11 protein-coding genes and 1 pseudogene are annotated in these 14,811 nt (G+C 70.9%); 7 read left to right on the top strand and 5 right to left on the bottom strand.

The annotated features are described in order from the left end of the window. Positions 1 to 37: 37 nt before the first annotated feature. The 4 genes from ACFYO2_RS25630 (at position 38) to ACFYO2_RS25615 (ending at position 5,802) form a co-directional block, all read left to right on the top strand. Entirely contained in the window at positions 38 to 1,771 is a 1,734-nt protein-coding gene (locus ACFYO2_RS25630) for a PLP-dependent aminotransferase family protein (RefSeq protein ID WP_388353369.1), read from the top strand. 386 nt (positions 1,772 to 2,157) lie between these two features. Next, positions 2,158 to 3,603, top strand: a complete 1,446-nt coding sequence (locus tag ACFYO2_RS25625; RefSeq protein WP_388353367.1) for a glyceraldehyde-3-phosphate dehydrogenase — start codon at positions 2,158 to 2,160, stop codon at positions 3,601 to 3,603. A gap of 112 nt (positions 3,604 to 3,715) precedes the next feature. Then, positions 3,716 to 4,981, top strand: coding sequence for a glycosyltransferase family 4 protein (locus ACFYO2_RS25620; protein ID WP_388353364.1), 1,266 nt, complete (start codon positions 3,716 to 3,718; stop codon positions 4,979 to 4,981). Positions 4,982 to 4,983: 2 nt separating this feature from the next. Then, the gene (locus ACFYO2_RS25615) at positions 4,984 to 5,802 is read left to right on the top strand and encodes a hypothetical protein (RefSeq protein WP_388353361.1); all 819 of its coding nucleotides are present in this window, start codon (positions 4,984 to 4,986) and stop codon (positions 5,800 to 5,802) included. Between the two features lie 59 nt (positions 5,803 to 5,861). Here the strand turns inward: ACFYO2_RS25615 and ACFYO2_RS25610 are convergent, their stop codons facing one another. Next, entirely contained in the window at positions 5,862 to 6,983 is a 1,122-nt protein-coding gene (locus tag ACFYO2_RS25610) for an acyltransferase family protein (RefSeq protein WP_388353358.1), read from the bottom strand. Between the two features lie 255 nt (positions 6,984 to 7,238). On the opposite strand from ACFYO2_RS25610, the gene ACFYO2_RS25605 reads away from it, so the two are divergent. Together ACFYO2_RS25605 and ACFYO2_RS25600 are read left to right on the top strand one after the other, a co-directional pair. Further along, positions 7,239 to 7,646, top strand: coding sequence for a hypothetical protein (locus ACFYO2_RS25605; protein WP_388353355.1), 408 nt, complete (start codon positions 7,239 to 7,241; stop codon positions 7,644 to 7,646). An 83-nt stretch (positions 7,647 to 7,729) separates the two neighbouring features. Continuing rightward, positions 7,730 to 8,449 carry a DUF6766 family protein gene (locus tag ACFYO2_RS25600; RefSeq protein ID WP_388353353.1) on the top strand — a complete coding sequence of 240 codons (720 nt, stop codon included), beginning with the start codon at positions 7,730 to 7,732 and terminating at the stop codon, positions 8,447 to 8,449. Positions 8,450 to 8,511: 62 nt separating this feature from the next. Here the strand turns inward: ACFYO2_RS25600 and efeB are convergent, their stop codons facing one another. The 4 genes and pseudogenes from efeB to ACFYO2_RS25580 form a co-directional block, all read right to left on the bottom strand. Beyond that, complete coding sequence (gene efeB, locus ACFYO2_RS25595; RefSeq protein ID WP_388353350.1) at positions 8,512 to 9,801, bottom strand: iron uptake transporter deferrochelatase/peroxidase subunit; 1,290 nt, start codon at positions 9,799 to 9,801, stop codon at positions 8,512 to 8,514. A gap of 97 nt (positions 9,802 to 9,898) precedes the next feature. After that, positions 9,899 to 12,010 (bottom strand): iron uptake transporter permease EfeU, encoded by a 2,112-nt coding sequence (efeU, locus tag ACFYO2_RS25590; RefSeq protein WP_388353347.1) that lies wholly within the window; start codon positions 12,008 to 12,010, stop codon positions 9,899 to 9,901. A 248-nt stretch (positions 12,011 to 12,258) separates the two neighbouring features. Next, positions 12,259 to 13,650, bottom strand: coding sequence for a Tat pathway signal sequence domain protein (locus ACFYO2_RS25585; RefSeq protein ID WP_388353344.1), 1,392 nt, complete (start codon positions 13,648 to 13,650; stop codon positions 12,259 to 12,261). A 228-nt stretch (positions 13,651 to 13,878) separates the two neighbouring features. Next, positions 13,879 to 14,063, bottom strand: a pseudogene (locus ACFYO2_RS25580) (DUF2269 domain-containing protein); the annotation flags it as partial. A 102-nt stretch (positions 14,064 to 14,165) separates the two neighbouring features. Here ACFYO2_RS25580 and ACFYO2_RS25575 point away from each other — a divergent pair. Beyond that, positions 14,166 to 14,801 carry a DUF6629 family protein gene (locus ACFYO2_RS25575; protein WP_388353342.1) on the top strand — a complete coding sequence of 212 codons (636 nt, stop codon included), beginning with the start codon at positions 14,166 to 14,168 and terminating at the stop codon, positions 14,799 to 14,801. The last annotated feature ends 10 nt before the right edge of the window (positions 14,802 to 14,811 follow it).

The following is a 14,811-nucleotide window of genomic DNA, read 5'->3' as shown; positions in this document are numbered from 1 at the left end:
CGCGAGGAGCCGAGGGACGCGTGACACCATGGACCCGATGAACGAGGGGGACCGGACGACGCACGAACGCGGCGCCACCGACCCCGCGCCGGCGGGCGGCGGCTCCCCGTCCCGGGGCACGGCCCGGTCGACAGTCCGCGGCGCCCTGTCGTACGGATCCGACGAGGCCCCGTCCGCGGGCGGCGGCTCCGCCACAGCTCGGACGGCGGACGGGCAGAGCCTGGTGTACGGCGCTGACGAAGCCCCGTCGGCGAACGGCGGCTCCGCGTCCCGCGCCTCCGGCAAGGCCACGCCGCCGGACCCCGGGCCCCCGTCCTACGGCTCCGACTTCCTCCAGCTCGACGCCGGTGACGCATCGGGTTCCGGCAAGGCCGACTGGCTGGCCCGGCGGCTGCGTCAGGCGATAGCCGACGGCCGGCTCGCGGTGGGCAGCAGGCTGCCGCCCACCCGCGTGCTCGCCGGTGAGCTGCGCGTGTCTCGCGGGGTGGTCACCGAGGCATACCGGCGGCTGACCGAGGACGGTCACGTCGAGGGACGTCGGCGCGGTGGCACGGTGGTGGTCGCGGCCCCCGCCCTCCCGCCGTCCGCGTCCCCCACCGGCCACGCTCGTGCGGCCGACGGTGCCGGACCGGGCACGCTGTTCGCCGGCGAACCCGGCGCCGAGGTCTTCGAAGCGCTGCGCGCCGTCCGCGCCCGCGTCGACTTCACCCCCGGCCAGCCCGACCTCGCGTCGTTCCCCCGTACCGCCTGGCTGCGAGCGGAACGGGCCGTACTCACCGACCTGTCCGCCGAGCAGCTCGGCTACGGCGACCCGCGCGGCGCCCCTCAACTGCGCCATGCCGTCGCCGGCTGGCTGGCCAGCAGCAGGGGCATCCGGGTGGAACCGCACGAGGTACTGATCGTCGCCGGCACCGCACAGGCGCTCACCCTGCTGCACCCCGTACTGCGGGCGGCGGGCATCGACAGCATCGCGGTGGAGGATCCGGGCTCGCTCGGCACCCGCCAGCACCTGCGGAACGGAGCCCTCGACACCCCACCGGTACCGGTCGACGACGACGGCGTGCGCGTGGACGCACTGCGCGCCACCGGCGCCCGCGCGGCGCTGCTCACCCCCGCCCACCAGTTCCCCACCGGCGTGGTCATGAGCGGCGAGCGCCGCCGCGACCTCCTGCGCTGGGCCGAGGACGGCGGGCTGATCGTCGAGGACGACTACGACGCGGAACACCGCTACGACCGGCCCCCGGTACCCGCGCTGCGCGCCCTGCTCGCCGACCAGGTCTGCTACGCGGGCAGCGTCTCCAAACTCCTGGCACCCGCCCTGCGCATCGGCTGGCTGGTACCCCCGCCCCGCTACCGCGACGCGCTGATCGAAGCGAAACGCTTCACCGACCTGGGCAACGCCGTCCTGCCCCAGCTGGTACTCGCCCGCCTCATGGACTCCGGCGACCTGGAACGCCATCTGCGCCTGCTGCGCGGCCGTCACCGCCGCCGCCGCGACGCGATGATCGACGCCATCGCCCGGCATCTGCCGGGCGCGACCGTACACGGCGCCGCGGCCGGCCTCCATCTGACCGTCACGTACGAGCCGCACGTACCCGACACCGAACTGGCCGCCGCCGCGCTAGCCCGGGGCGTGAAGTGCCAGCCCCTGTCCTGGCACCGCCAACTCCCCGGCCGCCCCGGCCTCGTCCTCGGCTACGCGGCCACCCCGCCCGGTGCCATCGCCGAGGGCGTGGCAGCGCTCGGCGAGGCACTGCGCACCCTGACGTAGGCAGGGCCTGACCGGCGGACCACGCCGCGGACGCGGGTCCGAGCTGTTCAGACAGGAGCCGACGACGGCCTCAGGCCGAGTGGGCGGTCGGCGAATGCCTTCTCCGAGTCGACTCGTGGCAGACGTTGACGCCGTCTGCGGATTCAGGATTTCGTGCTGGACCACGACATGCACACGGTCCTCCTCGATTGCCGACGTGTCGGTCACCACATCCGTTGTGGGTCGGCCCAGACCGGCTCGCACGCCACGAGCGCCGCACCGCGGCGGGGCGGAGAAGCGGCTGCGCGCGGAACCCGGCGCCACCGTTCTCCGGACTGGACCCCGCCTCCTACCTGCGAAACGGAGGCATTAGCATATGAGCGCCACCTAGCTCGAAAGAGAAAACTGTGACTGTCAACGAGGACTCGTTCACCAACTGGAAGTACCGCGAGGAGATCGCGGAGTCGATGATCCCGATCATCGGGAGGCTGCACCGAGAGCAGGACGTCACCGTGCTGCTGCACAGCCGTTCCCTGGTGAACAAGTCAGTGGTCAGCATCCTCAAGACACACCGGTTCGCCCGGCAGATCGCCGGGGAGGAACTGTCAGTCACCGAGACCCTGCCGTTCCTCCAGGCCCTCACCACCCTTGACCTCGGCCCGTCCCAGATCGACATAGGCATGCTCGCCGCGACGTACCGGAGCGACGACCGCGGCCTGTCGGTGGCGGCCTTCACCGCCGAGGCCGTCGCCGGTGCCACGGGCGCCAACAAGATCGAGCGCCGTGAGGGACGCGACGTCGTGCTGTACGGTTTCGGCCGCATCGGCCGCCTCGTCGCCCGCCTGCTCATCGAGAAGTCCGGCTCCGGCAACGGCCTCAGGCTACGCGCCATCGTCGTCCGCGGCGGCGGGGAGCAGGACATCGTCAAGCGCGCCTCGCTGCTGCGCCGCGACTCCATCCACGGCCAGTTCCAGGGCACGATCACCGTCGACGAGGCGAACAGCGCGATCATCGCCAACGGCAACGAGATCAAGGTGATCTACGCCGACGACCCGTCGGAGGTCGACTACACGGCGTACGGCATCAAGGACGCCATCCTCATCGACAACACCGGCAAGTGGCGCGACCGCGAGGGCCTGCGGCAGCACCTGCGCCCGGGTGTCGACAAGGTCGTCCTGACCGCGCCGGGCAAGGGCGACGTCCCCAACATCGTGCACGGCGTCAACCACGACACCATCAAGCCGGACGACCAGATCATCTCCTGCGCCTCCTGCACCACCAACGCGATCGTCCCGCCGCTGAAGGCGATGGCGGACGAGTACGGCGTCCTGCGCGGCCACGTGGAGACCGTCCACTCGTTCACCAACGACCAGAACCTGCTGGACAACTACCACAAGGCCGACCGCCGAGGACGCTCCGCGCCGCTGAACATGGTCATCACCGAGACCGGTGCCGCCTCCGCCGTCGCCAAGGCGCTGCCCGACCTCAAGGCGCCCATCACCGGCAGCTCGATCCGCGTTCCGGTGCCGGACGTCTCGATCGCGATCCTCAACCTCCAGCTCGCTCGCGCGACGACCCGCGAAGAGGTCCTCGACCACCTCCGCGACGTGTCCCTGACCTCGCCGCTCAAGCGCCAGATCGACTTCACCACCGCCCCCGACGCGGTCTCCAGCGACTTCATCGGCTCCCGCCACGCGTCGATCGTCGACGCCGGCGCCACCAAGGTCGAGGGCGACAACGCGATCCTCTACCTCTGGTACGACAACGAGTTCGGCTACTCCTGCCAGGTCATCCGCGTCGTGCAGCACGTCTCCGGGGTGGAGTACCCGACCTACCCGGCCCCGCTGGCCTGATCCCTGAGGCGGCGCGCCCCTACGCACGGGGCCGCCGCCTCCAGGTCCCTTGATCACTACGAAGTGGTAACAGGGCGCAACCCTAAGGGCAGTTGTCGTGGTCTAGCCCGCCATGAAGATTTCTTTCCTGCTTCACAACGCCTACGGAATCGGAGGCACGATCACCACCACCTTCAACCTGGCCCAGGCACTGGCCGAGCGGCACGACGTGGAGATCGTCTCCGTGCTGCGGCACCGCGAGCACCCGAACTTCACCCTCGATCCGAAGGTGTCGCTGCGGCCGCTGGTGGACCTCAGACAGGAGAAGGAGCATCCCTTACACCTGAGACCCGCGAAAGTGTTCCCCCGCGCCGAGTACCGGTACCGGCAGTACAGCGAGTTGACCGACCAGCGGATCGGCGAATGCCTCGCCACGACCGACGCCGACGTGGTCATCGGCACCAGGCCGGGGCTCAACGTCCATCTCGCGCTCCAGACTCCAAGCCATGTCGGACGCCTCGGGCAGGAACACCTCACCCTCGACAACCATCCGCCACGGCTGCGCAACACGCTGCGCCGGGCCTACCGCGGACTCGACGTGCTCAGCACGGTGACCGAGGCGGACGCCGCCGCCTACCGACGCAAGATGAGGCTGCCCGGCGTGCGGGTGGAGGCACTCCCCAACAGCGTGCCCGATCCGGTGCTCCCGGCCGCCGACGGCAGTGCGAAGGTGGTCGTCGCGGCCGGCCGGCTGGTCCCGGTGAAACGATACGACCTGCTCATACAGGCCTTCGCCCTGGTCGCCGCCGACAACCCGGACTGGCAGCTGCGCATCTACGGCAAGGGGGAGGAGCACGATCGGCTGCGGCAGCTCATCGCGGACCTGCGCCTGTGGAACAACGTCTTCCTGATGGGTGCCGCGACCCCCATGGAGGCCGAGTGGGTGAAGGGCTCGATCGGTGCGGCGGCCTCCAACTTCGAGCCGTTCGGCATGACGATCGTCGAGGCGATGCGCTGCGGCCTGCCGGTGGTGAGTACCGACTGCCCCTACGGACCCGGTGAAATCATCGAGGACGGGGTCGACGGCCGGCTCGTGCCCGTCGGGGACCGCGACGCTCTGGGCGCCGCCCTGCTGGACCTCGTCCGCGACGACGACCGGCGCCGCCGAATGGGCCGCGCGGCTCTGGACAACGCACGGCGGTTCGCTCCCGGTCCCGTGGTCGAGCAGGCCGAACGGCTTCTCGCGGAGGCGGTCGCGGCGAGGCAGGCGGGGCGGCCGACCGCACCGGAACGCGCCGGCGCGGGCCGAGTCCTGGTCAGCCAGGGCTTCGCCGCCCGCGACGCCGCGTTCACCGCGGCCAGCGGTGCGCTGCGCATCGTACGGAAGGGACAGCGGTGAGCATGGAGCAGCACACGGAGCCCCCGCGCGTTGCCTGCGCGGTCGACGCGGACGGCCGGATCACCTTCGACCTGCCGCCGGGCTCGGCCGACGGGCAGCAACTGCTGCTGCGGCTGCGCCCGAAGAAGGGACAGGCCGAAAAGGTCCTCCACGTCCTTGACCTCGAGCCCCTCGCCGGCGGTCGCCAACGCGTCGTCCTCGGGCCGCAACCCGTCCTCGCGGAGGGCCGGTGGGACGCGTACCTCCTCCGGGAACCGGGTTCCGAGCGGCAGCGACTGCGCCCGGGCCTACGCGACCTGCGGGCCCTCGTCGACGGACACCTGCGGGACCGGCAGACCCCACTGGCCGTCCGGATTCCCTACGCCACCAAGGACGGCTTTCTCGCCGTACGGACATGGCTGCGCCCCGCCCACGCGGAGGTCGATGCCATCGACCTCGCCGACCGGTCGATGACCGTGGGCGCACGCCTGCACGGCGCCACCCTCCAGGAGGGATCCGTCGTGCGCCTGCGCCGACGGGGCGGCAGCGGCAGCGTCCTGACCCTGGACCCACGGGCCGGGAAGGACGGCCGAAGCTTCTCCTTCACGGTCGACTACGGCGAGTTGGCCGAGGCGACCGGCACCGGGGGCGGCATATGGAACGCCTTCGTCGAGCCCGCCGCGCAAGCACCCGCGATCCGGATCGCCCGTCTTCTGGACGACGTGACGGACCGCAAGGAGGTGTTCGTCTACCCGGCGGCCACGGTCGGCGGCGCCGTCCTGCGCCCCTACTACACGCTCGACAACGACCTGTCCGTGGAGGTCACGAAGGACGCGGTGTGATCTCGGCGTTCCGGCCCCGGCTCGGATCACCCGCGTGAGCAGCCGCCTGGTCTCGCGTCTCACCGGTGTGTTACGGCGCGGTCCCGGACGGACTCGGCGCTCGTGTCCCGCCGGAACGCCCAGGCCATCGTCGGCTCCATCACGCAGCGCACGACACGACGGACGGGCGGCGCGCACAGCGCGGTCACGACCGCGCCCGCGATGAGGCTGACGGCGATCTCGCCGGGCGGCCGGTGGGTCCAGTCGAGGCGGGACCAGTGCCAGTGGTTGGCGGCCTGGACGACGAAGCCGTGGAGCAGATAGCCGTACAGCGTGCCCGCCCCGAGCGCGGTGAACCACGTCCGGCGCCCGGGCACCCAGGCGAGGAAGCAGGCGACCAGGGTGAGCGAGCAGCCGAAGAGGGCCAGTGTCATGACGGGCCCGTACCAGGCGGGCACGCCGAAGTCCTCGGCGGCATAACGGTGGAAGAACCAGGCGTAGTCCATCCGCGGGACGGCCCAGTACGCGAAGGCGAACGCGCCTGCGAATACCGGCGCGGCCAGGATGCGAACCCGTCGGCGGCGCACCAGCCGGAAGTGTTCCGGCTTCAGGCACAGACCCAGCACGAAGTACGGCAGGAACTGCAGGGTGCGCTGCAGGTCGAGGTCGCTGCCGATGGACGGCGAGAGGGTGGCCAGCGCCGCGATGCCGAGCGCGAGCGGCAACGGACAACGCACGTTCTTCCAGATCGGGGTGGTCAGCCGCCAGATGAACAGGGCGGCCAGGAACCACGTCAGATACAGCGGATCCAGCAGGCTGACCGGGCGGTCCGGGACGCCGTCGCTCCACCTGGTGAAGTAGGTGTACGCCGTCTCGAAGACGACGTAGGGGACCACCACACCGGTGACCAGGCGTGTGATCTTCTGTGGGCTCGCGTCGAAGCCGCGCGAGAAGTAGCCGGAGATGATGATGAACGCCGGCATGTGGAAGGCGTAGACGATCGTGTAGAGCGCGGTCACGGCACGGCTGTCGGAGCGCAGCGGCTCCCAGGCGTGGCCCATCGCCACCAGCACGATCGCCAGGTACTTGGCGTTGTCGAAGAAGGCGTCGCGCTGCTTCGTCGGCCCGGGCGCGGTGCGGGCCGCAGGCGTTGTCCCGAGCGCCACCGCACGACCGTGCGGGGCGTGCGTGGTGTCGCTCACCTCGCCCCCCGCACGCCATGCGTCGAACGCGCACAGGTCAGTACGCGTGTCACTGGTGTTACGGCTGTGACGGGGGAGCACGGCATTCCCCGCGCCTCACCACTTCCGCGGGACGTAAACCCGCCTTCCTTCCTTCTGGCCAAGTCGGCCGGGTGGGGGAACTGTGGGCGTGGAAGCCGTTCGAGGGCTGATGCTTACTGTCTACTGCCGGTGGCTGTCGGGTTGGCGTGCCGGGGTTGGTGCGGAGGTGGGTGGATGGCCGGAGGAGCGTGGCGGGTGGCCGTGGCCGTCGTCCTCGCCGGCGCGGTGAGCGCGTGCGGCACGGTGTCGGAGCGGCGCGACGAGGTGCGGGACGCCGCGATCGCGTTCGAGAAGGCGGTCGACGACGGCGCGTACGGGCGTATGTGCACAGCCCTCGCGCCGGGAACCGTGCAGGAGTTGGAGCAGTCGGCGGGCAGCCCGTGCGCGAAGGCACTGAGCGAGGAATCACTGGCCTCGGGTGGGGCCCCGCGCGTGGTGGACGTGTACGGCAATCAGGCGCGGGCGGTGTTTGCCACGGACACGCTGTTCCTTTCCCGTTTCGCCGCCGGGTGGAAGGTCGTGGCCGCCGGGTGCAGCCCGCGGCCGGAACAGCCCTACCAGTGCCGAATCAAGGGTGGGTGAGCCATGAGGGCCATGTTTACCGCGGTCGTCCTGATCATTGCGGTCGGTCTTGCGTACCTCGCCGTCCTGGGACTGATGCAGCGATGACCCAGCACTCGTCCCGGACCACGCCCCCCGAGCACCGTGGCCCGCGGGGCTTCGCGCGGGACAACGGGCTCGGCCTGTTCTTCACCGTCACGTTCCTCCTGGCCCTGGCCGGGCAGGCGATCGCCGGACACGCCGACTTCAACAACCAGTTGGTCGCCGATCAGCTCCGACCGGTCAGTCTCGCCGAGTACCTGACGTCGTCCGACTTCGCGGTCGACGTGGCGGAGAACTGGCAGTCGGAGTACCTCCAGTTCTTCCTGTACATCGGCGTGACCGTCTGGCTGCTGCAGCGGGGGTCCCCGGAGTCCAAGGAGTTGCACAAGGGCGGCACCGAGTCCGACAAGCAGCAGTTGATCGGCAAGTACGCCAAGGAGGGCTCACCCAAATGGGCCCGGGTCGGCGGATGGCGACGCGCGGTCTATTCACACTCCCTGCTGCTGGTCATGGGGACGGTCTTCCTGCTGTCCTGGCTGGTCCAGTCGATCACCGGCGTGGCCGCCTACAACGAACAGCACTTGCGGCAGCTCCAGGCCCCGATCAGCTGGTCCCAGTACCTGGGCGCCGCGGACTTCTGGAACCGGACGCTGCAGAACTGGCAGTCCGAACTGCTGGCCGTCGCCTCGATGGCGGTGCTGTCGATCTACCTCCGGCAGCGCGGCTCACCGGAATCGAAACCGGTCGGAGCCGCCCATGGCGCCACCGGCGTGGAAGGCTGACATCGCCTCGAAGGGGACGCGGGTCCCATCGAGTGGGCGCATCCGGTCGTCCTGCCGGTGGTTCAGCCGTGCAGCAGGGCTCGTCCGAGCCAGTCGGACCGGTCGCGTACGCCCGGGAGGGTGAAGAAGTACCCGCCGCCGGTGGGGGTGATGTAGTCGACGAGGGGCTCGTCGATGAGCCGTTCCTGGGTGGCCTCGAACTGGCGGACCACGTCCTGCTGGTAGCAGCAGAACACCAGCCCCATGTCGAGGTCGCCGACCTGGTCGATGCCGCGGTCGTAGTTGTAGCCGCGGCGCAGGATGCGCGAGGAGTCCGTCTGGGAGGTGCGCGGGTTGGCGAGCCGGATGTGGGCGTCGAGCGGGATGGCCCGGCCGTGCGGGTCCTTGGCGTAGTGGGGCGTGTCGGTCTCCTGGGCGCCGTCGAGCGGGGCGCCGGTGTCCCGTCGCCTGCCGATCATCTGCTCCTGCTCGGTGAGTGAGACCCGGTCCCAGAACTCGACGCGCATGCGGATGATCCGTATCACCTGGTAGCTGCCGCCGACTGCCCAGGACGGCTCGGCGTCGGCCTCGGTGACCCAGACCAGCTTGTTCATCTCACGGGTGGATGACGTGTCGGGGTTGGCGATGCCGTCCTTGAAGCCGAGGAGGTTGCGCTGGGTGCCGGACGGGCGGGACGGGTTCTGGAAGCCGTCGATACGCCATTTGACCTGCATGGCGCCGCGGGTGTGCCGGGCGATGTCCCGCAGGGCGTGCAGCACGGTGTCGGAGTGGTCCGCGCAGATCTGCAGGGACAGGTCGCCATGGCACTCGGCCGCGTCGAGGTCGTCGTTGGGGAAGGTGCGCATCGGCGCGAGGTGCCGCGGCTTGGCGGCGGCGAGACCGTAGCGCTCGTCGAAGAGTGAGGCGCCCAGTCCCACGGTGACGGTCAGACCGTCGGCCGGGATGTCCGGGCCGAGGATGCCGCTGTCGGAGGGCGGCGCGCCCACGCCCAGGTCCTCGGGGGTGCCGCCGGAGGTCAGGAACCTGGCCCGGGCGGTGAGGGTGCGCATCAGGTCGGTGAGTTCGGCGCGGTTGTCGGCGACGACATCGAAGGAGACGAAGGCGGCCGCGGTCGGGTGAGGGGTGGTGATCCCGGCCTGGTGGACGCCGTGGAACGGCAGCCTCCCGCCGCCCGTGGTGGCGCCGTCGGCGGCGACGGCAAGCCCGCCGGTGAACTCCGCGCCGGCGAACCCGGCTCCGGCCAGCGCCGCTCCGGCCGCGCCGATACCGAGTGCGGTCCTGACGAACGTACGACGGCCCGCGGGGCGGGCACCCTCGTGACCTGCTTCGGGGGCCGGCTGGTGGGGCGTCATCGGGGTGGTCCTTTCCTGGTGCGGTGGTGCGGTGGTGCGGTGGTGCGGTGGTGCCGGTGGTGCCGGTGGTGCCGGCGGTGGTGAGACGCAAGGGTGCTCAGGCGGCCTTCCGGATCTCCAGCAGGTCCGGAATCGGGGCGAGTTCCTCGAGCAGTTGGCCCATGGCGCCGTCGATCCTCTGGCGGGTGGTGGCGGGTAGCTTGCCGACCGGCGTCCAGCTCCCGTCCTCTTGGCCGGCGGAGAGCACCAGCTGCTCGGTGCGGCGCAGCCAACTGTCCACCGCGGGAGAGACCTTGGGGTCGCGCTTGTCGACCAGCGGGCGCAGGAGGCCGAGAAGTTCCCGGGTGCCCTTGATATTGGCCTCGGCGGTCGCCAGACCGGTGCCGCTGCCGTAGTCGGTGGCACCGGTCAGCTCGTGCTGGAGCGTGCCCTCGAGGATCTCGTGGGTGCGCAGCGGCAGGTCGGCGGGGTCGAAGTCCTGGTGGGGGAAGTCCTTCCGCAGCGCGGCGACATCGGCGGTGAGCCGCCGGGCGGCCCGGGCGAGCGAGTCGGCCGACTCGCCGTGCCACAGCCCGTACTCGACGCGGTGGAAGCCGGTGAAGCCGGAGTCCTTCACCCCGCCGGGCAGTCCGGCTGTCGTCCCGTTGATCTGCGCGTCGAAGTCCCCGAACGTGCCGTAGGCGGCGCCGAGCGAGGCGTACTGCTCATGTGCGGACAGCCAGTCCTTACGCGCCCGGCCGAGCCGGCCGGCCTCGATGTCGCCTTGGAGGTTCCGGGTTCTGGCCAGCAGGAGGGCCAGACCCTTTTGTACGTAGCCCCGATAGGAGGCGAGCGGCGCGGCGAGATCTCTCTCGGAGACGGGCAGTACGGCTCTTACCGTGCCGCCGCCCGTGACCCGGACCGGGGCGGAGGTGACGGCGTCACCGGTGGTCGGTACGCAGCGCCAGGCGTAACTCCCGCCGCCGATCGTGGCGATCAGCGCGCGGGTGGTGCCGGGCGCGATGCCCTCGACCTCGCCGTAGACGGCCGCGGTGGCCGGGTCGATCAGATACGCCTCGACGGTACGGCTGCCGCTGTTGCGCACCTGGAAGGACTGCCGTCCGGGTCTGGGGGCGGTGAATCCCTTGCCGCAGTGCGCGGGGGAGACGGCGATGGTGGCGGCGGACGCGGGCCTGGAGTCGCCGACCGCCACCAGCACACCCGCGAGCAGGGAGGGAGCGGCGAGGGCGGCCACCGGCACGACCCACCGGGGCAGGAGTCGCCCGGGAGCGACGGAGGGAGGAGAGCCGAACGCTTCGGCGACGGCCGGACGTGGCGCGACCGCTTCGGCGACGGGCGCCGAAGGAGGTGCCGCCGGTACGGGTGCGGCGACGGGCGAGGCGGCGACGGGCGCATCCGCGCCGCGTACTCCGCGGGCGAACAGCGTCATCACCGCGGCGAGGTACCCGCCGTAGGCCGTGATCTGCAGCCATGTCATCTGCGGCGTGAGGTTGAGCGTGCCGCTGAGCAAGGTGGCGTACCAGGAGCCGGAATCGATGCCTGCCGAGAGGTCGAAGGCATATGTCGTCGCGCCCGGCAGCACACCGCCCTCCTGCAGATCGCGCAAGCCGTAGCCGAGCACCCCGGACGCGATCACGATCAGTGCGGCGCCGGTGAGCGTGAAGAACCGCGTCAGGTTGAGGTGCAGCACCCGCCGGTACAGACCCCAGCAGACGGCGCCGGCCAGCAGCAGGCCCGCCCCCGCACCGACGAGCGGCCCGGCGGACTCGCCGGCCGACTGCCCCGTGGTCCACAGGAACAGGGCGGTCTCCAGCCCCTCGCGGCCGACGGCGAGGAACGCGGTGACGACCAGAACGCCCGAGCCCATGCCCACGGCCGCGGTGACCTTCTCCTTGATCTCACCGGAGAAACTCCGCGCCGATCGGCGCATCCAGAACACCATGGCGGTGACGAAGGCGACCGCGACCACGCTGAGCGCACCGCCGAACGCCTCCTGCGCCTGCCCGGACAGGCCGGCCGAGGTGAAGGTCAGCACCGCGCCGAACCCCATCGACACCCCCACCGCGGCGAGCACCCCGGTCCACACGTGCGGCAACCGGGAGCGGTGGCCGGAGCGGACCAGGGTGGCCACCAGAACCGACACGATCAGGCCGGCTTCCAGGCCCTCACGCAGGCCGATCAGGAAGCTCGGGAGCGCGTTGTCCCACACCGGTGAACTCCTCTCGGGCACGCCCCGGCAGATCACCTTCCGGCCAGGGCGGACTGAGTGTAGGCAAACCTAACTAGCAACGACGATGACCCCCGGAAGGGATCGCGCGGTACTCAGGCCCCAGAGGCCGGTCAAATGGGTTGCCAGGCAGGGGAGTTGGGAGAGGAGTAAGAGTCCGGTAGGAAGCCGGGACGTGCTACGCACAACGGCACATTTCGACAGCCGCGCTCCATGCGCCGCAGTTGCGTTCAGGCCCGCAAGGGGTTGGTGCGTGTCGCTGCCAGCAGGTACCAGGCAGTGGCACCCGTGTGCCGGTAGGGGTAGTAGCCGAACCCGAAACCGGTGTCGAGCGGGCTGCTCGCCGAGACGACTCCGGAACTCGCGGCGACCGCCTTGCTCCCGAGGGTCTGGCCGTCGCCCAGAAGCTCCTGGGCCCGCTCGATGGAGGCGATCAGCCGTCGGGCGCGTGCCTCGTCGCCGGGGGCATGCCGGTTCCGCAGGGCGAGCGCGAGGTGGGCCGTTCCCTCGAACCAGACGCCGTTGCGGTTCGGCTTGGGCTGGCCCTCGGCGATCGGGGCGTCCTCGTTCGCCAGAAGACTGGCGGAGCTGAAGGTGACTCCTTCGTAGGACTGACCCGCGGGTACGGAGCTGTTGGGCCGGTCGGCCGTGTCCAGGACAGCCAGTTCGGTCGTGGCCCAGTCCACCGACCCGGCGTGGGCGGGGGAGGAGAGGGCGAGCTGGGTCCAGGTCTGGGTGTCCTCGGGGACAGGGGACTTGTTGATGGTCACGCCGTCGTTGGTGCCGGTGTAGAAGAAGCCCCCGGACGGCTCCCACATCTTCCTGACGAAGGACTCGGCACGCGCCCGCCGCTCCAGCCACACCGTGTCCCCGGTGAGCCGGGCCAGCTGTCCGAACAGGCCGATCAGGTCGGTGTTGTGCTCGGTCGAGGTGAACGGCAGTTTCTCGTTGGCCCCGTTGACCCCGAACTTGTAGCCGCCGAGGGGTTCGCCGGCGCGGCCGACGCGCTCGATCCACTCACCGATCCGCACGGCACCCGTGAGGAAGCGGCGCTTTCCGGTCCGGCGGGCGAGTGCGCTCAGGGAGATGCCGGCCCAGGCCATGTCGCCCACGGCCGTACCGGTGAAGCCGAACTGCGTTCCGACGTTTGCCGTGCCGTCCGCTCGCACGAAGCCGTCCGGCTGCGGCGAACCGTCGTAGAAGGTGTACGGCCCGACGTTGTAGGCCTGGCGCAGCCTGCCGTCGTCGTACCCGGGGTCATGGGCCTGGGCGTAGAGCAGCGCGTCGCCGAGGGCCACGGCCCTGGAGCGGCCGTCCGGGGTGCGGGAGGCGAGGTGGGCCAGGATAGTGAGGGCGTTGTCGTAGGTGAACGCCGTGCTGAACAGGCCGGCCTGGTCGGTGTAGCTCTGTGCCAGCCGCATGGTGCCGTGATCGGGATAGGCGTCCATCGCGGCGGCGAGGAAGACGTACGCCCGACGCTGCGCGGAGCCTGCGCCGGAGGACGTACGTTCCGCAGCCCGGGCCGCGCCGGAACCGGCCGCGGTGAAGGCCGCGGCGCCGACACCCAGTCCGGTCCCGATGAGCGCACGGCGGCTGAGTCCCGGTCCTGGGCTGCCGGTCATGGGTCTCCTCGAAGGTGGGGGTTGTTGAAGCGCGGCGCTGAGAGCGCTCTCACGTGCGCGCGCTCATTGTGCTGTTGCGCCAGGTCCTGGTCAACGCCTGTGACAGGCATGCCAATTGGGGACGGAGGGAAAGAATTTCACGCCGGGCTGCTCGCCTCGCTGCCAACGACGCCGGCCACCGACTCTGCGTGACAGACATCTGATCCGCGTCACGAGGCCCGGAAGCGCTGGGCGTGCGGGGGTGGACGCCCGCAGGTCTCGGCCGCGCCGTGTCAGGCCCCAGGGCTTGAGGACCGAGATCACCGTCATGAAGACGTAGCCGGTCAGAGAGACGACCGGCCCGAACAGGATGTCGCCGGTGTCCGGCCGCCCGCGGAGACGGCGGAGACGGCGGAGTTCACGCCGGGGCGCAGATTGTCCGGCGGCCCTCGTGGCACCCGGGCCGGCGGCGGAGCGCGACGTAGCGTGACCCGAACGGCAAGGCGGACACCCGACGGTCGGCCTATGGTGGCGTGATGTGCTGGAGTGCGACGGCCGATCTCGTGGCAGGCGTCGGTGTCGGGGGCGTCGGGGTGGCCTGTGTGGCGCGGGTGCGCAGCAGCCGGGACCTGCCGCTCGCCGCGCTGCCGCTGCTGCTCGGGGCCCACCAGATCGTCGAGTCGGTGGTCTGGGCCTCGGACGGGGGTGATGGACCGGCCACCGTGGTCTGGGCCGTCATCGCGTTGCCACTGTTGGCGGTGTGGGTGCCCGCGGGAGTGTTGAGCGCCGCCCCACCGCCCGCTCGGCCCCGGCTGATCCTCCTGCTCGCGGCCGGAACCGCGACCGCCGCGATGCTCGCTTACGGCATTGCCACCGGCCCGGTGTCGGCCGAGATCCGCGGCCGCACGGTCGGCTACGCCCTCGACCTTTCCCATCCAGGCCTTCTCGTCGCGGGCTACCTCCTGGCCACCGTGGGCTCCCTGCTGCTGTCCGGGGACCGGCGGCTGCTGGTGCTGGGGATTGTGGTCGCCGTGGGCGCGATGGCCTGCTGGGCTCTGTGGCGGCTGGAGTTCGTATCCACCTGGTGCGCGTTCGCGGCCATCTGCTCGGTGGTGCTGCTCGGTTGGGTACGCGCACGGCCGACCTCCTCGAAGATGCCCACTGGCTACTGAGACAGTTCGA

The organism is Streptomyces sp. NPDC006602 (genome assembly GCF_042870385.1).
In the GTDB taxonomy this organism is placed as follows: domain Bacteria; phylum Actinomycetota; class Actinomycetes; order Streptomycetales; family Streptomycetaceae; genus Streptomyces.
The sequence above is the reverse complement of the archived record's forward strand: the minus strand, read 5'-3'. Positions and strand labels throughout refer to the sequence as shown.

Bases quoted from the DNA above. Each gene is read 5' to 3' on its own strand.
- ACFYO2_RS25605 (WP_388353355.1), top strand. From the start codon at position 7,239: ATGGCCGGAGGAGCGTGGCGGGTGGCCGTGGCCGTCGTCCTCGCCGGC.
- ACFYO2_RS25585 (WP_388353344.1), bottom strand. From the start codon at position 13,650: ATGACCGGCAGCCCAGGACCGGGACTCAGCCGCCGTGCGCTCATCGGG.
- ACFYO2_RS25600 (WP_388353353.1), top strand. From the start codon at position 7,730: ATGACCCAGCACTCGTCCCGGACCACGCCCCCCGAGCACCGTGGCCCG.
- ACFYO2_RS25630 (WP_388353369.1), top strand. From the start codon at position 38: ATGAACGAGGGGGACCGGACGACGCACGAACGCGGCGCCACCGACCCC.
- ACFYO2_RS25615 (WP_388353361.1), top strand. From the start codon at position 4,984: ATGGAGCAGCACACGGAGCCCCCGCGCGTTGCCTGCGCGGTCGACGCG.
- ACFYO2_RS25620 (WP_388353364.1), top strand. From the start codon at position 3,716: ATGAAGATTTCTTTCCTGCTTCACAACGCCTACGGAATCGGAGGCACG.
- ACFYO2_RS25575 (WP_388353342.1), top strand. From the start codon at position 14,166: ATGTGCTGGAGTGCGACGGCCGATCTCGTGGCAGGCGTCGGTGTCGGG.
- efeB (WP_388353350.1), bottom strand. From the start codon at position 9,801: ATGACGCCCCACCAGCCGGCCCCCGAAGCAGGTCACGAGGGTGCCCGC.